Origin of the sequence: Streptomyces sp. NBC_01233 (genome assembly GCF_035989305.1) — a bacterium.
GTDB lineage: Bacteria > Actinomycetota > Actinomycetes > Streptomycetales > Streptomycetaceae > Streptomyces.
In genome coordinates, this window is the sequence record NZ_CP108514.1 from 8,198,221 (window position 1) to 8,217,560 (window position 19,340).

Here is a 19,340-nt window from a genome sequence, read left to right on the forward strand (position 1 = left end):
GGCCGGCGCACGCACCCGGTCGGATCCCCGGTCCCCGGCCGGCCGGTGAGGGGCCGGCCGGGGACCTCGGGCTCAGGCGAGGTCGAACCGGTCGAGGGTCATCACCTTGTCCCAGGCCGCCACGAAATCGCGTACGAACTTCTCTCCCGCGTCCTTCGACGCGTAGACCTCCGAGAGGGCCCGGAGCTGGGAGTGCGAACCGAACACGAGGTCGACGGCGGTGGCGGTCCACTGGGCCTTGCCCGTGGCGACGTCCTGGCCTTCGAACACGTTCTCCGCCGTGGCCGACGCCTTCCACTCCGTACCCATGTCGAGCAGGTTGACGAAGAAGTCGTTGGTCAACGTCCCCGGCCGCTGGGTGAAGACGCCGTGGGAGGACCCCCCGAAGCCGGTGTTCAAGGCCCGCATGCCGCCGACCAGAACCGTCATCTCCGGAGCCGTCAGCGTCAGCATGGCGGCGCGGTCCAGCAGCAGGGTCTCCGGCGACAGCTTCTCTCCCGCCGGGAGGTAGTTGCGGAACCCGTCCGCCCTGGGTTCGAGTACGGCGAACGACTCGACGTCGGTCTGCTCCTGCGAGGCGTCCGTGCGGCCCGGTGCGAACGGGACCGTGACGGCGTGCCCGGCCTTCTTCGCGGCCTGCTCGACGGCAGCGCACCCGCCCAGGACGATCAGGTCGGCGAGCGACACCTTCACCGCCCCGGCCTGCGAGCCGTTGAAGTCCTGCTGGATCCCTTCCAGTCCCCGCAGCACCTCGGCCACCTCGGGCAGGGCGTTGACCTCCCAGTCCTTCTGCGGCGCGAGCCGGATCCGTGCCCCGTTGGCCCCGCCCCGCTTGTCGGTGCCGCGGAAGCTCGCGGCCGCCGCCCAGGCGGTGGTGACCAGCTGGGAGACGGACAGCCCCGAGGCGAGGATCCGGGCTTTGAGGTCGGCGATCTCCGCGTCCCCGACCAGCGCGTGATCGACCTCGGGTACGGGGTCCTGCCACAGCTGCGGCGCGGGGATCCACGGTCCGAGGTAGCGCGAGAGGGGGCCCATGTCACGGTGCAGCAGCTTGTACCAGGCCTTGGCGAACGCGTCGGCGAGCCGGTCCGGGTTCTCGTGGAAGGCCTTCGAGATCGGCGCGTAGACCGGATCCAGCTTCAGCGAGAGGTCCGTCGTCAGCATCATGGGAGCGTGCCGCTTCGACGGGTCGTGGGCATCGGGCACCGTGCCCTGGGCCGCGGGATCCTTGGGGGTCCACTGCTGCGCGCCGGCCGGGCTCGTCGTCAGCTCCCAGTCGTAGCGGAACAGGTTGTCCAGGTAGCCGTTGTCCCACTTCGTCGGCTCGGAGGTCCATGCGCCCTCGAGCCCGCTGGTGAGCGAGTCGACGCCGTTGCCGCTGCCGTACGAGTTCTTCCACCCGAGGCCCTGCTGCTCGATCGGGCAGCCCTCGGGTTCCGGACCGATGTACTCGGGCCCGACCGCGCCGTGGCACTTGCCGAACGTGTGGCCGCCGACGATGAGCGCGACCGTCTCCTCGTCGTTCATCGCCATGCGCGCGAACGTCTCGCGGATGTCCCTGGCGGCGGCGATCGGATCCGGGTTGCCGTTGGGCCCCTCCGGATTGACGTAGATCAGGCCCATCTGCACGGCGCCGAAAGGCCCGGCGAGTTCCCGGTCGCCGCTATAGCGCGCGTCTCCGAGCCACGTGTCCTCGGGCCCCCAGAAGACCTCCTCGGGCTCCCAGATGTCCTCCCGTCCGAATCCGAATCCGAACGTCTTGAATCCCATCGATTCCATCGCACAGTTACCGGCGAACACCAGAAGATCGGCCCATGAGATCTTCCGGCCGTACTTCTGCTTGACCGGCCAGAGCAAACGGCGCGCCTTGTCGAGGCTCGCGTTGTCCGGCCAGCTGTTGAGGGGGGCGAAGCGCTGGGCGCCGGAACCGCCACCGCCCCGGCCGTCCTCGATGCGGTAGGTGCCCGCGGCATGCCAGCTCATCCGGATGAACAGCGGCCCGTAGTGGCCGTAGTCGGCGGGCCACCAGTCCTGCGAGGTCGTCATCACCTCGAAGACGTCCTGCTTCAGCGCGTCGAGGTCCAGGGACGCGAACTCCTCCGCGTAGTCGAAGTCCTCACCCATGGGATTGGATTGGGGCGAGTTCTGGTGGAGAACCTGAAGGTCCAGCTGATTCGGCCACCAGTCCCGGTTCGCCCGGGGGCGAGTCGGCGTGGGGGCCGGGGAGGGGATGACTGGGTTCTCGCTTTCGCTGCCGGACACGTCAGTCCTTCTTCCTGTCTCGGTGTTTCCCTCTGCTCACGAACGGCGCCGATAATCGAGCGGGTATCGGCGTCCGTATGGTCGCGCACCGCGGACCGCGGGGCCGCGAGAACACGCAGAGGGTGACGGAAGCGGAAGTGGAATGGGAATTGCTTTCCGGTCCGGTGTGCAAGGGAGAGGTGAACCGGCATGAGTGACCTGACGGAGCGGCTGCGAGGACGTCGCTGGCGCATGACGTCCCAGCGGCGCGTCGTGGCGGAGGTCCTCGACGGGGAGCACGTGCACCTCACGGCCGACGAGGTGCACGCCCGCGCGGCCGAGCGGCTGCCCGAGATCTCCCGCGCGACCGTCTACCACACCCTCGGCGAGCTGGTCTCGCTCGGGGAGGTCGTGGAGGTCTCCGCGCACGGCCGAGCCAAGCGCTACGACCCCAACGCGCACCAGCCCCACCAGCACCTGGTGTGCTCCGGCTGCGGCCTCATCCGCGACGTCCACCCGACCGGCGATCCACTGGCCGGCCTCCCCGTGGAGGAACGCTTCGGCTTCACGGTGTCCGAGGCCGAGGTCACCTACCGGGGGCTGTGCCCCTCCTGCGCTTCAGGTCCGCCGCACGGGTGAGTGCCCGGAGCCCGGCGGGCCCGACGCCCGGCGGGCTCAGAGTCCGGCGACCTTGGAGCTCGCCGACAGCTCGTAGACCAGGGTGACCGTGCGCCGGCCGCCGGGCGGGAGGGCGACGTCCCAGCGCGCGATCCCGTCGGCGTCGACCACCTCCGGCGGCGGGGAGCAGGCCTCCTTGCGCAGGCGTACCTCCACCGCCGAGACCTCGGAGACCGGGATCCGCTCCCGCAGCACGACCACCCGGTCACCGCGCTCCCCGGGGGCGGAGAACCGGGACAGGTGCAGCCGGACCGTTCGGGTGACCACGGTCCGCTGCATGATCCCGGCGGAATCCCGGGTTTCCTCGGTCTGCCGGACCACCCCGTGGTCGTCGCAACTGCCGAAGGCGAGCTCGACGGGGGCGCCGGGAGCGGTGAAGTCCAGCGTGCCGCGGCCACTGAATCCGCTGCCGCGGACCAGGTCCACCGGCCCGGCGAGCAGCACGTGGCCGGACAGGTTGTCGAACCGCACCACCTGGGTGACCAGCGGCGACACCTCCGGTGAGCAGGCGTACTCAACTCTCGCGTCCGCGGTGAACACGGAGAGCGGCACCCGGTGGGCGCGGCCGTCCCCGGGCACGGAGACCGGCGCGGGGGAGTGCAGCACACGCGCCTCGCCGCCGTCGTCCACCCCGGGCAGGCCGAGCACCGGGGCCGGGCCGAGGGACCCGATCTCCTCCTCGCGCAGTTCCACGTCGACCGTGCGGCGCTCCGCCGCGGAGCGGTCCTTGAGCGTCAGCCGGTCCTCGCCCAGCCGTGGCGGGTCGGTGGCCAGGGCCGAGCGCGCGGTCGACAGGGTCAGCCGTACGTCCGACCAGTCCTCACCGGTGCGCTGCCAGACCACGGCTTCGGTCTCCAGCGTCAGGGCGTCCCCGTCGAGCACGGCCCGGTAGGCGGGCCGCCACAGCGCACACGGGGTGAGATGGCTCAGGCGCAGCCCGACCGGCCCGGCGACCGCGGCCTCCACCGTCAGCTCCACATGGCCGACCAGCTCGGCGGGCTCCTCCTCGGAGAGGTCCATGGCCCGCTGGACGGAACCGAGTTCGGCGCCGAGCTCGGCCAGCCGGACCTCCACGGTGCGCAGTTGCTCGCCGTACGTGTCCCGCTCCGCGTCCAGCCGGTCCAGTTCGCGGGCCCAGCGCGGCCGTTCGGCCTCCCCCGCACCGGCGCCCTCGCCGATGTCCCGCAGCAGATCGGCGGCGAGGCGGCCGAGCAGGTCGAGGCGGGCCCGCAGCCGGTCGCGCCGCTGCTCCAGGGCCGGCCGTTCCTCTTCGAGGGCGTGTGCGCGCAGGCGCAGGGCGGAGTCCTCGTCGGCGGAGGGCAGCGGTCCGCGCGGCGTCCAGCTGCGGACGATCCGCACGTCGAGCACCGTCGCCGGGTCGCCGGCGGTCAGCTCGGCATGGAGGGTCCGGTCGACGGCCAGCGCACTGACCGGCCCGAGCCGCAGCCGCTGCACGCCGGCCTCCAGGTCGAGCACGACGGTGCGCTCGACATGGGCGCGGTCCTCGAGACAGGTGACGGCGGTGACGGGGAGGGCGATCGGCTTCGGGGCCGTGGACATGGGGTGCGTCAGCTCCTGCGGTTGCCGCCGACCAGGGCCTTGCCGGTCGGGATGCGGATCTCGTAGCCGCCGCCCAGGGCGACGGTGGCGCCTGCGGGCAGGTCCAGCCGCCAGAGGCGGGTGCCCGGGGCATGGTGTTCGGGCCCCTTGCCTTCCTCGGGTGCCGTCCAGTCGGCCCGTTCCTCGATGCGGACGTCCGGATCGGAGGTGACCGGGACCCGCTCGCGGACTTCGACGGTGACGGGCCTCGCCAGCCCGTTGGCCAGCTCCACGTGCACGCGGTGGTCGAGCACGGTGGTGTTGTTGCGCAGGCCCGCGGTCGACTCGTGCACGTTCGTACGGCGAGTGACCCGGATGCCCTCGGCGGGCCCCATCCCGACGCGCCGGACACCGCCGGGGGCGAGCGTGGGCAGCGCGGCGGTCAGCAGGAACTCGTCGTCGACGACGACCTCCACCGGGCCGGCCAGCAGCGCCTGGTCGGTGGCGTTCGAGAGCACCAGCGTGGCGTACACGGTCTGCTCGACGGAGGGCACGCACAGGTACTCGGTGCGCAGGCCGACCGGGACCTCGGCGACGGTGACGTTGTGCCAGGTGCCGTCCGACGGGACGTCGGCGCGGGCGGCGGCATCGAAGCGGTGGTCGAAGGAACCCGCCGACTCGCGGGGCCGCACGGCCCGTCCGGGCAGCGGCAGCGCGGCGACCGCTTCGGCGCGGCGGCGGCACTCGGCCGCCACCGGATCGGAGGGAGAGCCGGGGAACAGCCGGCCCCGGCGACCGCCCTGCTCGTCGGGGCCGCACAGCGTGAGGGCGGCGTAGTCGAGCTCGGCGCCGCTCGGCTGCGGCGGGCCGGCCGCCGGTTCCGGAGGGGGCGGCGGCGGGGCCCCGCCCGGAGCCGCGGGAGCCGCAGGTGCCATCGCGGCGGGTGGCATGGCGGCGGGGGCCCCTGCGAAGGACCGGGCGGCGGTACGCGGCCTGGCGCCCGGCCGCGAGGGGGCCGGCGGCGCGGGGGCCGTCTGCGGGAAGTCGGGCATCGCGCCGCCGTAGCCCTGCGGCGCGGGCGGCGGGGGCGGCGGAACGGGACCGGACGCGGAGCCGCCCCGGGAAGGCCCGGCGGCCAAGGGAGGGGACCCGGCCCCGACAGCCACAGGGGCGGCGGCCGCGACGGGGCGGGGACCGGCCGCCTCGTACCCGGCGAACAGGCCGGCGAGCCCCGCGGGAGGCTCGCGCCAGCCGGAGGGCGCCGGGGCGGGCTGACGTCGTCCGATCCGGATCGAGCGGAGCTTCGGCAGGTCGGTGCGGCGCCGGAGATCGGCGGTGGCCAGGGCGATGCGCACGCCGGTCCAGTCCTCGCCGGTCCGCTGGGCGACCGAGGCGCGCAGCACCAGGTGGCCGCTGTCGTCGCCCTGACGGTGAGTGAGCCGGTAGGTCGGCACCCAGACGGCGCCCGGCACCCCGTACTCCAGCTCCAGTTCCACCTCGTCCTCGGCGGCGCCGTCGAGCGTGAGGACCGCGCAGACCGTGGTCTCCACGTGCGCCGACGGCGCGTCGGTGGAGGCGCGGGCGAGCCGGTCGGCGGCGACGTCGCGCTCGTGCTCGGCCCCGCGCAGCGCCTCCTCCAGCTCGACGAGGCGGGCGTGCAGTGCGGTCAGCCGCTCGTCGACGAAGTCGGCCAGCTCCAGCCACGCGTCGACCGGGGTGCGGCGGTGCGGGTCGTCGCGCCTGCGGGGAGGCGGCACCGGGTGAAGGGCCCTGACCTCCTCGATCAGGCTCAGCTGCCGGTCCCGGCGGGCCCGCGCCGCCGCGTACGCGTCGCCCAGCCGCTCGACCTCGCGCCGCAGCCCGTCGGGCGTGCCCGCACCGAGCGGTTCGGCTTCGACCTCCACCCGGGCCTCGGTGACGCGCACCCCGGGAGCGCCCAGGACACGGGCCCGCAGCGAGCCCGGATCCAGCGAGCGGGGCAGCCCCGTCACCCGTACCCGGCCGTCGGGCGGCACGCTGCCCCGGGCCAGGCGGCGGCAGAGCGCGCCCTGTGCGTACACCACGACCGAATCGAGGGTCGCCCCCCAGGTCCGTGCCGTTTCCGCCGTCATGTGTTCCGCCCCCCACCGCTCCATTGGACGAAGCCTACGCCCGAGCCTTGTGGGAGCGTGGTGCCATGGTGATGTGGATCCGTACGTACGACGAAGCCCGGGGCCTTTGGCAGTACTTCGAGGGTGACGACGAGGGGCGCGTGCTCCGGCAAGAGGAGGAGCGGCTGCCGGTCGCCGCCGAGATGCTCGGCCTGTCCACCCGCATCCACCGCGGCGAGGCCCGGCGCGGCGAAGCCACCCGCCAGCTCGGCATCGGCTACCGGGATTCGGCCCTCGCGGTGGAGACCCGCGAAGGCTTGGCCGAGGAGGCCCTCCAGGCGGGTGACCGCGCACCGGACGGCGTGCGCGGCGGCCTCCGGCTCTTCCGGGAGTTCCAGGGCACGCACTGGACGCTGCTGACCGTCGGCGCCGGCTCGGACCTTCCGGACCTGCCGGACCTGCCCGACCTGTCCGGACTCCCCGGGCTCGCGGCCGTCCGTACGGTCCGGATCCCCGGGTACGAGGCCTACGGGGACGGGCTGTTCCTGATCCGCCCCGACGGCCACGTCGGCTGGGCCGGCGCGACCACGGAGGGCCTCGCCTCGTACGCGGCGGGGATCGCCGGGTAGGCGGACTCCTTGGCGGCGCGGCAGGGCGCCCCGATTCGCCCCCTGCCCGGGCCTCGGCGGCCGGCTCGCCGCCGAGGGGGCGTGACGGCCCGCATCAGCGGTCGTCGCGCATGTCGTCCAAGTCCTCCTCACGCAGGTCGTGCATCACGTCACGCATCGTCGCGTCCTCGCGGCCGCGCTCGTGCGCGACCTCGTCGGGACTGCGCGGCCGGCCGCCCGTCTTCAGCTGGTCCGGGTTCGGCGACCGCCCGCGGATCTGCTCCTCGCGGCCCTTGCCCGGCACCCGGCGCTTGTCTCCGCCCATGACGGTTCACACTCCTCACGGGATTTCCCGGTACCGGGCGCCTAACCCGTCAGGCTCCCGCCAAACACGCGCACCCCGGCCTCCCGCCGCCGAAACGATCTTGTGTTCATTTCGTGCAGGAGTTCTCGGGAACATGTGTGCGAGATGGAGGTGGTGCGGAGGGCCATTGAGAAACCTTGTTGAAGAAGCCCTTACCCCTGGTTCGCCCTTGATTTGCTCCTGTCAATCGGAACAGGGTTCTCCAGAAGGTTTGACGCCCCACACGTCAACACGAGGAGAACCCTCTACATGGCAACTCACAAGCGATCCAAAGCCCTTCGCAACTCGGCCATAGCCGCGAGTGCCGCAACTGCGGCCGCTGCGGCCCTGTTTGCGAGCCCCCTTGCCGGGGCGGCCACACCGGCCGAAGGGACGGTGCACGGACTCGGCGTAGCAGACGCCGTGGACGGCAGCTTCGTCGTCATCCTCGACGCATCCGCGAACAAGGAGGACTTGGCCAAGAAGTACGGCGGCAAGCTGGAGCGCTCCTACGGCTCCCAGGTCAACGGCTTCTCGGCATCCGGGATGACGGTGAAGGAGGCGAAGCGGCTCGCCGCGGACCCGGCCGTCGGCACGGTCGTGCAGAACAAGCGCTTCCACATCAACGAGACGCAGGAGAAGCCCCCGTCCTGGGGCCTGGACCGGATCGACCAGGCCGCCACGGCCGGCGACGACAAGTACACGTACCCGGACGGCGGCGGCGAGGGGGTGACGGCGTACGTCATCGACACGGGCGTCAGGATTTCGCACAAGGACTTCGGCGGTCGGGCCGGTCACGGTTTCGACGCGATCGACAACGACGACACCGCTGACGACGGCAACGGCCACGGCACCCACGTGGCGGGCACCATCGCCGGCACCTCGCACGGCGTCGCCAAGAAGGCCAAGGTCGTCGCGGTGCGGGTGCTGGACGACAACGGGTCCGGCACCACCGAGCAGGTCGTGGCGGGCATCGACTGGGTGACGAAGAACCACTCCGGGCCGTCGGTGGCCAACATGAGCCTCGGCGGCGGCGCGGACGAGGCGCTGGACGCGGCCGTCAAGCGGGCCGTCGCCTCCGGTGTGACCTTCTCCGTGGCGGCCGGAAACGAGTCCTCCGACGCCGGCCAGGGCTCGCCCTCCCGGGTGCCCGAGGCCCTCACGGTCGCGTCCAGCACCGAGGGCGACCAGCAGTCGGACTTCTCGAACTTCGGCTCGGTGGTGGACCTGTATGCGCCCGGCTCGGAGATCACGTCGGCCTGGAAGGACAGCGACACCGCCGTCAAGACGATCTCCGGGACGTCGATGGCCGCCCCGCACGTGGCGGGCGCCGCCGCGCTCTACCTGGCGGCCCACCCGTCGGCGACGCCCGCCGACACGGCCGCCGCGCTGACGGGGGCCGCGACGAAGGGGGCCATCAAGAACCCGTCCTCCGGCACCGCGAACAAGCTGCTGAAGGTGACGCCGTAGTGCGGTAGTGCGTCAACGCCGCTACCGGGAGCGGCCCTCCACACCGTGGAGGGCCGCTTCGGCGTGCGGGCGGTGCGCCTCAGGGGCCCGCGTTGAGCTCCGCGACGATCGAAGCGGGGGTGTGGCCGCTTCCGTCGGACAGGCGGTGGAAGTCGACGGAGACGAAGTTCGGATCACGGCCTCCGGTGGCCGTCCGGCACTGGCCGGCGATGCGGTTCCTCAGCTTGGTGCCGTTGTCCAGGGCCGCCGTCATGACGGTGGGCACGTTGCGGTGGTGGCTCATGGTGAACAGGCGGCGGAATCCCGGCTCCTGACGGTCCAGCGGCACGTCGGACCAGCGGCTGACGCAGGCGAGGTCGTTGCCCAGGTCGCCGAGGCTCCAGTAGTTGCTCACGGTCCAGGACTTGTCGTACATGACGCCCAGGTGCTCGCGGTCGGAGCGGTCGGAGAAGATCAGCAGCCGCTTGCCGGCGGTGACGAGGTCCGCCACCTTCGGCCAGCCGTGCTGGCGTACGCCCCACTCGTCGGGCCGGAACACCATGTTGGGCAGCCCCCTGACCCTGCCCAGGGACTGTTGCAGCTGCTCGGCGCTGACGTAGTCCTCGAGGAAGACCGTCACCACCTCCTGCGGATGGGCGGCGAGGAAGTCCACCACGGTCTGCATCGTGCCGTGGAAGGACTGCCGGGGGAGGGCGTACGTGGCGCCGGCGAAGGTCTTGCAGTCGCCGTGGCACAGGTACACGTCGCTCGGGTAGCAGTCGCTGCCGAAGCTGATGACGCACAGCCAGGTGCTGCGCTCGTACCAGTGCGTGTCCAGGCTCAGGCCGCGGACCCCGTTGTCGAGCTGGGCACGTACCGACTCGGCCTGATTCACCGAACTCCAGCGGGAGTCCTCGTAGTTGGTGAACGCGTTGTGGGTGGTCAGGAAGGCGGTCTCGTCGAGTCGACGGTCACCCCAGCGGGCGGCCGCGGCGCCGGCCGCGCTCGTGCCCGCCGGCACGGTGACGGCGGAGGGGGCGGCGGAGGCGGAGGGGTGCGGGCCGGGGGGCGAGGCGGCCGCGGCGGTCGCCGTGCCGAGCAGGGCCAGCAGGAGGAGGCCGACGAAGGCGTGCCGGCCGGTACGCCGGCGAAGGCGCCCGCGCACCCAGGTTCTTAACATGCCCATGTCAATCATGCGGTGGAGGGTAGCGCGCCCGCCGTCGATTGCGGAGCCCTCGTACGCGCGCCGTCGGCGCGGGGCCCGCCGCTCCCGTGGGGGCCACGGGAGGGCTGCGGTGACACCGAGCTCTCCCGTGCGCCGCTGTCGGATCAGGCGGGTGACGGGGCGAGCGCAGCCTTCCGCACGGCCGGCGCGGTCGGTGCGGCCGGCACGGCGAACCGGTGTCCCCGGCCCGCGAGCGGATGCTCCCGTACGGGTGCGGACGGCGTGGTGTCCGTCAGCAGTTCGATGAGGCAGGTGCGGGCGCGGGCCACGCGGGAGCGGACGGTGCCGATGGGGCAGCCGATGGCCTCGGCCGCATCGGCGTACGGCAGGCCCAGGAGCTGGGTGAGGACGAAGGCGTCCCGGCGTTCGGACGGGATCGCGGCCAGGAGTTCGGCCAGCGCGACGCCCTCGTCGAAGCCGGGGACGTCGCACGGCTGGGTCTGCTCGGCGGCGGTCTGCCAGTCGTGGCGGTCCGAGAGCCGGGGCCGGGCGGCGGCGTGGCGGAGGCTGTCGACGACGGTGCGGCGGGCGATGGACAGCAGCCAGGTGCGCGCCGAGGAGCGGCCTTCGAAGCGGGGGAGGGCGGCGAGGGCCCGGAGGAACACGTCCTGCGTGAGGTCGTCGGCGGCCTGGGTGTCGGCGCTGAGGTAGGCGACGTAGCGCCAGACGTCGCGGTGCAGCGCACGGACGAAGCGGTCGGCCTTCGCGGGGTCGCCGCCGCGGGCGTCCAGGGCCAGTCGGGTCACCGTCGCGTCGGCGGTCTGCCGGTCCGGCCGTTCGCCGGTGGGACAGTGCTGGGTGGGCAGGGCAGGAGTCATCGCCACGGGTCCTTCGGGGAAGGGGTGTCCGGCACCGCGCGGGGGCGGGGCCGGTGAGGGGTGTACGGCCTGCCGGAGGGCAGGGCCGATGCCCGAGGCGCGAGGGGCGTGCGCGAACGCGGATGCCGATGCGTACTCGGGGAGCCGGCTGTCAGAGGACAGCGGCTCCCCTCGGGGGACCCCGTGAGGTGATGGCGTGGACGAGGAGCAGCCGGCGCAGCGCGTGGCGCCGGCGCGCACGGCGTACGAGGACGCGCGGCGGGTGCGCAGTCGCGGCCGGGCGGAGCAGCAGGCGCAGCGGCGTCCAGAGCCATCCGGCGACGGCGCGCAGGATGCGGAAGGCGGCTCGCTCTCCGTAGGCCAGCCACAGGCCGCACACCACCGCGGCCACCAGGTGGGCGGTGAGCATCGCGGTCGGCGACATGCCGCCCATGTCGTGGCCGTCGCCCGGCATCGCAGCCCCGGCGGACACGGCGCCGGCCATCTCGTGCACGGCGTGGTGACCGTGAACGGCGGCATCGGAGAGCGCGGTGCCGGGCGGCGGCCGGAAGACCAGCCCGCCGACCCCGGCCTCGTTGACCACCTGCAGTGCCTCGCGCGGGGAGACAGCGGCGGTTGCCCCGTCTCCGCAGGTCAGGTACTCGGCCCACTGGCGGGCGAACGAGGTCCCGGTGGGCAGGGAGGGGCGGACCAGGGACTGGGCCAGGGAGAAGCCCGTGTGGAGCGCGGCCTGGACGCTGACGGCCGCGCCGGTGACGGCGAGCAGCCCGCGCTCTCGGCCGGCGAAGGACCAGGCCGCTCCCGCCGTGCCGGCGAACGCGGCGGACAACGCCCACCAGGGCACCGCCGTGCCCGACATGAGGATGTGGCCGGTGGCCGCGAGCAGCACGCAGAGGGCTGCGAACATCGCAGCCCGTACGACTCGTGAACATCGGCCCGGGTTCATGGCGGGGCTCATCCTCGCACCAGCTTCCGGGTGTTCGAAGAAGGGTGCGCACTTCTGGACAAGTTCTGGGGGCCGGCCCGGCTGCGCCTTGAGCGCCAGTTCATTGTGAGCCGGAACACAGAGGGACGAGGGAACCGGAGGCCCTCGCCGGCCGACTGCATGGCCGGTCGGATCGAAGTGCGCGCAGCGTGGGGAAGGGAGCCATCAGTGGCGGTGGAGGAACCCGGGGCCGTGCGGACGCGTACGGACGAGGCCGCGGAACACCGGCTGACGGCGCTGCTCACGTGCGCCATGGCGTTCTCGATGCTGCAGCTGTTCCTGCTCGGCGCCCTGAGCCCGCGGCTGGTCGACGAACTGGGTGTGCCGCCCGCGGTCCTCGGCCTCACGACGACGCTCGGCTTCGGGACGGCCGCCCTGCTGTCCCCGGCCGGCGGCCGGATCGTGGACCGGATCGGCCCGCGCCGCTCGCTGGTCGTCCTGCTGCTGGTGTCGGCCGCGGCGCTCGCTCTGATCGGCGCCGCGCCCGGTGCCGGTGCGCTGCTGGGCGCCGTCGCACTGGGCGGCGTACCGCAGGCGCTGGCCAACCCCGCCACCAACAAGGCGATCAGGCGGGTCGTTCCGCCGGCCCGGCGGGGTGCGGTGACGGGGCTCAAGCAGTCCGGCGTCCAGTGGGGCGCGTTCGTGGCCGGACTGCCCCTCGTGGTGCTGGCGGGCGGGATCGGCTGGCGGGGCGCGGTGTGGACGGCGGCCGGCGCGGCCCTGCTCGCCGGGGGGTGGGCCCTGCGGGTGTTGCCCGACGATCCTTCGCCGCCCCCGGCCGGACCGAGCGGCTCGCTCGTTCCCCGCGGGATGGTCGCCTGGCTGGCGGCCTTCTCGTTGTTCCTCGGGGCCGCAATCGCCTCGGTCAACACCTACCTGGCCCTTTTCGGGGCGCAGCGCCTGGGGATGGGGCCGACGGAGGCCGGCGCCCTCGTCGCCGTACTGGGTGTCGCCGGGATCGCCGGCCGGATCGGCTGGTCGAAGGCGGCCCGGCCGGGGCGGGCCGAGTGGCTGCCGGGATGGCTCGCCTGCGGCGCGCTCGGGGCGGCTCTGTTCCTGGGCGCCGCGCTCTTCGCGGGCCCGCTGGTGTGGGTCGGGGCGGTCGCCGTCGGGGTGTTCGCCGTTTCCGGGAACGCCGTTTCCATGGTGCTGGTCATGCAGCGGGCCGCTCCGGGCCGGGCCGGGCAGGACTCGGCGCTCGTCGCGGCCGGGTTCTTCAGTGGATTCGCCCTGGGGCCGCCCCTGTTCGGCCTGCTGGCCGGAAGCGGCCGGTACGGCTACGGGTGGCTGCTGGTCGCCGTGGAGTTCGCGGCGGCGGGAGCCGTCGCCTTCGCCTGGGCCGCGCGGGACCGGCGGAAGGCCACCTCGTGAACAGCTCGACGGCACGCACGGATTGGGCCGAAAACGCCCTCGCAGCCGTCATCGGGCGCGTGAGCGTGACCGAGGCCCAGGTCGGCGAGCGCTTTCCGCTCCACGCGGAGCCCGACGACGGGCGATGGACGACCACCGGCCGTGGTTCGTGGACCGGCGGCTTCTGGGCGGGGCTGCTGTGGCTGCGCGCCCGCTGCACCGGTACCGACGCCGACCGCCGGGCCGCCGCCGCGTGCACCGCCCGGCTCGCGCCGTGGGCGGACGCCGACACCGCCACCCGGGGTCTGATCTTCTGGTACGGGACCTCGCTCGCCGGAGCCGATGCCGAAGCCGCCCGGCTGCGGGAACGAGCCGCCCGGGCCTGCCTGTCGGCCTACGATCCCGAACTCGGCCTGGTGCCCTGGGGCGACGCGCTGGGCGGCCCCCGCCTGCTGGCCCGCGTGGACGGCGTACCGGGCATGGTGCCCCTGCTGGCGGGCGCCGGGGCGGAGGGCGCGGCCGCCGCGGCCGGCCACCTCCACCGGCACCTCGACCTCTGCCTCGGCGCGGGCGGGGAGCGGCGCCCGTGGCTGTGGCCCGCCCGGCTGTTCGACGAGGGCGCCGGATGGCAGCGCTGCGACGAACCCGCGCCGGGCTGGAGCCGGGGGCAGGCCTGGCTGCTCCTGGCCGTCGCCGACGCCCTGACCCGGCCCGACACCGTGGGCGGTGACTGCGCCCGGCTCGACGAGGCGGCCGAACAGCTGCTGTCGCAAGGGGAGGTGCTGTCCGGACGGCTGGTACCGCCGGCCGGCGCCTCCCGGCCCGGCGGCCCCCTGGACACGTCGGCCGCCGCGATCACCGCGGTGGCCCTGCTGAAGCTCGCGCGGGTCGCCGGCCCCCGGGCGGAGGCGTGTTCGTACCGGGCCGTGGCCATCCTGAACCGCCTGGCGCAGGCCCACCTGACGGGCGCGTGCTCCGGCCGCCCGCCGGGGATGCTGCTGGACGGCTGTTACGACGCCCCGAAGGGGCTGGCGGTCCGGCACGAGCTGATCTGGGGCGACTTCTTCCTGGCCCTCGGGCTGGCCGCGCTCGACGGCCTCGTCGACATCACCCGCGCGTAGCGGTCCCCGCACCGTGGTCGCGCAGGATCCGGCGGGCCACGGAGGTGATGTGGAGCTCGTCGGGACCGTCGAGGATGCGGGCGGCGCGGCCCGTACGGAAGAGTCCGGGCAGGGGGGTGTCCGGACCGAGCCCGGCCGCGCCGTGGACCTGGATGGCCGAGTCCGTGACCTGTTGGAGCATGCGGGCGGCGGCGACCTTGGCCAGCCCCACCTCCGTACGCGCCTCCTGCCCGGCCGCGATCAGGCCCACCGCCTCGTGGACGAGGGGACGGGTGGTGCGCAGCGCGAGCAGGGCGTCGAAGACGTGCTGCTGGACCAGCTGGTGGTCGGCGAGGGGCCCGCGGGACCCGCTGCGCGTGGCGGCCCGTTCACACATGAGGTCGAAGGCGCGCTGGGCCTGGCCCAGCCAGCGCAGACAGCGCAGCGTACGGCCCAGCAGCAGCCGCTCACCCGCGAGGGCGAGGGCATGGCCGGGCTCGCCGAGGAGGTGGTCGGCGGGCACGCGGACCCGGTCGAGTTCGATCTCGTACTGACCTGCCGCACCGAGCACGGGGAGCTCGCGCACCACGCGGAAGCCGGGGGAGGCGGTGGGCACCAGGAACAGGGAGAGCCCCTCGCGGTCCCCGGCGGCTCCGCCGGTGCGGGCCAGGACGGTCACCAGGTCGGCGCCCGCGGCGCCGGAGGTGAACCACTTGCGGCCGCTGACGCACCAACTGCCGTCCGCCAGGCGCTCGGCTCCGGTGGAGGTCGAGAACGGGTCGGTGCCCGGCACGTCCGGCTCGGTCATCGCGTAGCAGGTACGCATCTCCCCGGCGACCAGCCGTTCCAGGTATTCCTCGCGGACCCGGGGCGTGCCGTGGCGGGCCAGCATGGTGACGTCGAGCAGGGGAGCGGAGCCGAGCGCGGCGGGCCCGTGGTCACTGGCACCCTCGGCCTCGGCCAGCGCGGCGTAGGCGGCGAAGGACAGTCCGCCGCCGCCCAGTTCGGCCGGGAGCGGGAGCGCCCAGAGCCCCTCTTGCCGGGCCTGCCCCCTCAGCTCGGTGAGCGCTGCGGCCGCCGCCGGGCCGCCCGCGTCCAGCACGCCCTCCCGGGGGATCACCCGGCTGCGGACGAACGCGCCGACCCGGGCTTTCAACTCGGCTCCCTGGAGCTCGTGTTGGGTGGCCGTGCCTGGATCTATCACTGTTTTCCTCCTCATTCCCGGGAACTCGTGGGAACGGTTGTCCGACTGCCTGTACGTGGAACTGGTCGGGTGCGAACGCCCCCCGGTTCCCGCGTACCGCACGAACCGGGCGACGGCCACCGCCGCGCCGGGAGAGGAGAGGCATGGCGTCACCAGCCACCACGCAGACGGTCCGGCCGCTCGACACACTGCGCTTCGACACCTCGGGGCCCCCGCAGATCACGGATGTCGTCGCCGACCACCTGCGCATGCTCGGCGCGACCGGGGGCCACCCCCGCCAGGCCCCGCCGGACCGCATCACGCTCACCGGCGGCGGCTTCGCACCGGCGCGGGCGGCCGCCACGTGGGCGGATCCCGCGAGCGGGCTCGTCGACGAGGCGACCGTCCAGGCCGCCACCGGCATCATGGCGGTGCACGGCCGCAGGGACGGCGCCCCGCGCGGACTGGCCGCCGACTACGCGGCCACGGCCACCGCCGTCCTGACCGTGCAGGGGCTGCTCGCCGGCCTGATAGGCCAGGCCCGTGGCGGGGCGGCCGCCCAGGTCACCACCCGCGCGGACCGGGCGGGCCTGCTGACGGTGTCCCAGCACCTCGCCGCAGCCGGAGCCGACGAGGGCGAAGCCTCCGAACTCGCCGCCGGAGGCCCGCCCTTCCGCTCCGCCGAGGGAGTCCTCTTCGAGCTGGAGACCCTCGACCCGGGTGCCTGGGCCGCCTTCTGGCGGGCCCTGGAGGCGCCCGCCGATGCGATCCGGGCAGGCTGGCGGCCCTTCCAGTTCCGGTACGCCACCGCCTGCGCGCCGTTCCCGCCGGCCCTCCACGAAGTCACCCGGACCATCCCCATGACGGGCATCCGTAGGGCTGCCGCACTCTCCGGCGCCGAGGTGTGCGTCCTGCGCACCCTCGCGGAAAGGGCCTTGGAGGACGACGGCGCCGCTCCGTGGGCGCTCCGGCTCCTCGGGCCGGAAGCCGGTCGTCCGAGGACCGCGGCCGGCCGGGGCGACGGGCCCTGCACCGGCCGGCCGCTGGCCGGACTGACCGTGCTGGAAGCCGGCCGCCGCATCCAGGCCCCGCTCGCCGCAGACCTGTTGGGCCTGCTCGGCGCCGAGGTGATCCGGATCGAGCCGCCGGGCGGGGACCCGCTGCGCGGCATGCCGCCCGCCTGCTCCGGGATCTCCGCGCGCTGGCTCGCCCTCAACCGGGGCAAGCAGGCCGTGGAGATCGACATCAAGGCGGACGGAGACCGGCGCAGGCTGCGCGAGATGGCCGCGGAGGCCGACGTCTTCCTCCACAACTGGGCCCCGGGCAAGGCCGCCGAACTCGGCCTGGACCACGACGACCTCGCGGCGGTGAATCCCGCACTCGTCTACGCGTACACCAGCGGCTGGGCCGACCGGCTCGACGACGCCCCCATGGGCACCGACTTCATGGTCCAGGCCCGCACCGCGGTCGGCGAGGCCGTCCGCCCCCAGGACGAGGCCCCGGCCCCCTCGCTGATGACCCTGCTCGACGTCCTCGGCGGACTGCACGGCACCGAGGCGGTCCTCGCCGGACTCCTGCTGCGCGAACGCACCGGCCACGGCGTACGTGTGGACTCCTCCCTGCTCGGCGCCGCCGACACGCTGACCGCACCCGCCCTGCGCCGCGCGGTCCGGGGCGAGGCCCCCCGGCGACCGGCCGGATTCCGGCGCCCCCTGCCCACGGCCGACGGCTGGATCGCCCCGACTGACGAGGGCGCCGCCGCCGCGGGAGCGTACGACCTGCGCGAACTGGCCACCGCGGACGCCCTCAAGCAGCTGCGGGAGCACGGCCTGACGGCCACCGCCGTCACCACCGAACTGGCCGACCTGCACCACGACCGGCGCTTCACCGGCTCGATCAGCCGCGACGCGCACGGCGCCCCTGCCGTTCCCGACCCCTGGAGCTTCGCATGACCGCCAACAGGCTCGTACTGCGCGACCTGCTGCCCGCCGACCTCCGCCGTTCCTGGGTGGTCGACGGCACCTGCCCCGATCTCGACCTCTACAGCCTCTTCCGGGCCCGGCAGATCGCCGACCTGCACGCCACCGCCGTCATCGACGCCAAGGGCCCACTCTGTTACACCGCACTGGACCGCAAGGTGCGGGCTCTGGCCACCGGCCTGCACGACCTCGGCATACGACCGGGCGACGTGGTCGGCGTCCAGCTCCCCAACCACCGGAACGCCGTCATCGCCGACCTGGCCCTGGCCGCCCTCGGCACGGTGGCCCTGCCCTTCCCCGTCGGCCGCGGCAGCCTGGAAGCGGAATGCCTGCTGCGCCGCGCCGAGGCCGTCGCCGTCATCGCCGCGATCGACCACCGAGGCAGCCGGCACGCCGCCGACCTGCACACACTGGCACCGGCCCTGCCCGCACTCCGGCACGTGATCGCGGCCGGGCCCGGGACGGCCCCCGAGGGGACGGTCGCCTTCTCCGCCCTGCTGCGCTCCGACGCGAGCGCCTTCGTACCGGCCCGGCCCGCCCCGGACAGCGCGGCCCGCATCCTGGTCTCCTCCGGCTCCGAGGCCGAGCCGAAGATGGTCGCGTACTCGCACAACGCCCTCGCCGGCGGCCGCGGGAACTTCCTCGCCTCCCTGATGCCCGACGGGACCGCGCCGCGCTGCCTGTTCCTGGTGCCGCTGGCCTCCGCCTTCGGCTCCAACGGCACGGCCGTCACCCTGGCCCGCCACGGCGGCACGCTGGTCCTCCTCGACCAGTTCAACCCGGAAGCCGCCCTCGCGGCGGTGCGGGAGCACGCGCCCACGCACATCCTCGGCGTGCCCACGATGGTCCGGATGATGCTGGACCGGCTCGAAGGCGACGACGGCGCGCTACCCGCCCCCACCGCCCTCGTCCTGGGCGGATCCGCGCTCGACGAGCGCACGGCCAAGGACGCCGCCCGCGCGTTCGGCTGCCCGGTCGTCAACCTCTACGGCTCGGCCGACGGCGTCAACTGCCACACCGGACTGGGCAACGACACCCCGCCCGCCGACGGCCAGGGGGTCGTGGCCGGGCGCCCCGACCCCCGGGTCGCCGACATCCGGATCGCCGACACCGAAACGCACGAGCCGCTGCCGGACGGCAGTGTCGGGGAGATCATCGCGCGCGGCCCGATGACCCCGCTGTGCTACGTCGCCTCCCCGGACCTCGACGCCCGCTACCGCACCCCCGACGGCTGGGTCCGTACCGGAGACCTCGGCTTCCTCGATGAGGCGGGCACCCTCCACATCGTCGGACGGCTCAAGGACATCGTCATCCGCGGCGGCGCCAACATCAGCCCCGCCGAGGTCGAACGCCGTCTGGCCTTCCACCCGCTGGTGCGGGACGTGGTGTGCGTGGGGGTTCCGGACGCGGTGATGGGGGAGCGGCTGGCGGCCTGTGTCGTGCCCCGCACGGCGCACGTGCCTTCCCTGGAGGAGCTCTGCGCGCACCTCACGGAGTGCGGGCTCGAGCAGCGCAAGTTCCCCGAGCGGCTCCTGGTCGTCGCCGAACTCCCGCTGACCCCGGCGGGCAAGCCAGACCGGGGCGCCCTGCGCGCGCGCCTGACCGACATCCGCCCGCAGGCGGAGACCGGCGGCGTCCCGCAGCTGGGAGCCGGCAGCGTCCCCCAGCTGGGGACCGGCAGCGTCCCCCAGCTGGGGACCGGCAGCGTCCCGCTCGCCCAGGCCGGATGAGAGGGCGGGGCCCGGCCGACGC

General features: G+C 74.1%; 14 protein-coding genes and 1 pseudogene. 7 read left to right on the forward strand and 8 right to left on the reverse strand.

Annotation, left to right across the window (positions count from 1 at the left end; genetic code table 11):
* Positions 1 to 72: 72 nt before the first annotated feature.
* The gene (gene katG, locus OG332_RS38370) at positions 73 to 2,262 is read right to left on the reverse strand and encodes a catalase/peroxidase HPI (protein ID WP_327417756.1); all 2,190 of its coding nucleotides are present in this window, start codon (positions 2,260 to 2,262) and stop codon (positions 73 to 75) included.
* Positions 2,263 to 2,451: 189 nt separating this feature from the next.
* Between katG and OG332_RS38375 the strand changes: the two genes are divergently transcribed.
* Positions 2,452 to 2,880, forward strand: a complete 429-nt coding sequence (locus OG332_RS38375; RefSeq protein ID WP_327417757.1) for a Fur family transcriptional regulator — start codon at positions 2,452 to 2,454, stop codon at positions 2,878 to 2,880.
* A 36-nt stretch (positions 2,881 to 2,916) separates the two neighbouring features.
* Here OG332_RS38375 and OG332_RS38380 read toward each other — a convergent pair whose 3' ends face one another.
* Together OG332_RS38380 and OG332_RS38385 are read right to left on the reverse strand one after the other, a co-directional pair.
* Positions 2,917 to 4,479: a DUF4139 domain-containing protein gene (locus OG332_RS38380; protein ID WP_327417758.1), complete on the reverse strand. Its 1,563-nt coding sequence runs from the start codon at positions 4,477 to 4,479 to the stop codon at positions 2,917 to 2,919.
* An 8-nt stretch (positions 4,480 to 4,487) separates the two neighbouring features.
* Positions 4,488 to 6,569, reverse strand: coding sequence for a DUF4139 domain-containing protein (locus tag OG332_RS38385; protein ID WP_327417759.1), 2,082 nt, complete (start codon positions 6,567 to 6,569; stop codon positions 4,488 to 4,490).
* Positions 6,570 to 6,718: 149 nt separating this feature from the next.
* On the opposite strand from OG332_RS38385, the pseudogene OG332_RS38390 reads away from it, so the two are divergent.
* A pseudogene (locus tag OG332_RS38390) lies at positions 6,719 to 7,177 on the forward strand (pentachlorophenol monooxygenase); the annotation flags it as partial.
* Positions 7,178 to 7,271: 94 nt separating this feature from the next.
* Here OG332_RS38390 and OG332_RS38395 read toward each other — a convergent pair.
* A complete protein-coding gene (locus tag OG332_RS38395) occupies positions 7,272 to 7,481 on the reverse strand; it encodes a hypothetical protein (protein ID WP_327417760.1) in 210 nt (69 codons plus the stop codon).
* A 288-nt stretch (positions 7,482 to 7,769) separates the two neighbouring features.
* Between OG332_RS38395 and OG332_RS38400 the strand changes: the two genes are divergently transcribed.
* A complete protein-coding gene (locus OG332_RS38400) occupies positions 7,770 to 8,969 on the forward strand; it encodes a S8 family peptidase (protein ID WP_327417761.1) in 1,200 nt (399 codons plus the stop codon).
* Between the two features lie 79 nt (positions 8,970 to 9,048).
* On the opposite strand, the gene OG332_RS38405 is transcribed toward OG332_RS38400, so the two are convergent.
* The 3 genes from OG332_RS38405 to OG332_RS38415 all read right to left on the reverse strand — a co-directional run bounded on the left by OG332_RS38405 (position 9,049) and on the right by OG332_RS38415 (position 11,937).
* The gene (locus tag OG332_RS38405) at positions 9,049 to 10,143 is read right to left on the reverse strand and encodes a PI-PLC domain-containing protein (RefSeq protein ID WP_327417762.1); all 1,095 of its coding nucleotides are present in this window, start codon (positions 10,141 to 10,143) and stop codon (positions 9,049 to 9,051) included.
* A 134-nt stretch (positions 10,144 to 10,277) separates the two neighbouring features.
* The gene (locus tag OG332_RS38410; RefSeq protein WP_327417763.1) at positions 10,278 to 10,991 is read right to left on the reverse strand and encodes a sigma-70 family RNA polymerase sigma factor; all 714 of its coding nucleotides are present in this window, start codon (positions 10,989 to 10,991) and stop codon (positions 10,278 to 10,280) included.
* A gap of 151 nt (positions 10,992 to 11,142) precedes the next feature.
* A complete protein-coding gene (locus OG332_RS38415) occupies positions 11,143 to 11,937 on the reverse strand; it encodes a hypothetical protein (RefSeq protein WP_327417764.1) in 795 nt (264 codons plus the stop codon).
* A 231-nt stretch (positions 11,938 to 12,168) separates the two neighbouring features.
* On the opposite strand from OG332_RS38415, the gene OG332_RS38420 reads away from it, so the two are divergent.
* Entirely contained in the window at positions 12,169 to 13,347 is a 1,179-nt protein-coding gene (locus tag OG332_RS38420) for an MFS transporter (protein WP_442816273.1), read from the forward strand.
* Positions 13,348 to 13,406: 59 nt separating this feature from the next.
* Positions 13,407 to 14,447 (forward strand): sugar ABC transporter permease, encoded by a 1,041-nt coding sequence (locus OG332_RS38425; protein ID WP_327417765.1) that lies wholly within the window; start codon positions 13,407 to 13,409, stop codon positions 14,445 to 14,447.
* Here the strand turns inward: OG332_RS38425 and OG332_RS38430 are convergent.
* Positions 14,434 to 15,630 (reverse strand): acyl-CoA dehydrogenase family protein, encoded by a 1,197-nt coding sequence (locus OG332_RS38430; RefSeq protein WP_327417766.1) that lies wholly within the window; start codon positions 15,628 to 15,630, stop codon positions 14,434 to 14,436. The genes OG332_RS38425 and OG332_RS38430 overlap by 14 nt on opposite strands.
* Positions 15,631 to 15,773: 143 nt before the next feature.
* Here OG332_RS38430 and OG332_RS38435 point away from each other — a divergent pair, with 143 nt between their 5' ends.
* A complete protein-coding gene (locus OG332_RS38435) occupies positions 15,774 to 17,561 on the forward strand; it encodes a CoA transferase (RefSeq protein ID WP_327417767.1) in 1,788 nt (595 codons plus the stop codon).
* Positions 17,558 to 19,318 carry a class I adenylate-forming enzyme family protein gene (locus OG332_RS38440; RefSeq protein WP_327417768.1) on the forward strand — a complete coding sequence of 587 codons (1,761 nt, stop codon included), beginning with the start codon at positions 17,558 to 17,560 and terminating at the stop codon, positions 19,316 to 19,318. The genes OG332_RS38435 and OG332_RS38440 overlap by 4 nt, the downstream gene beginning before the upstream one ends.
* Positions 19,319 to 19,340: the final 22 nt, after the last annotated feature.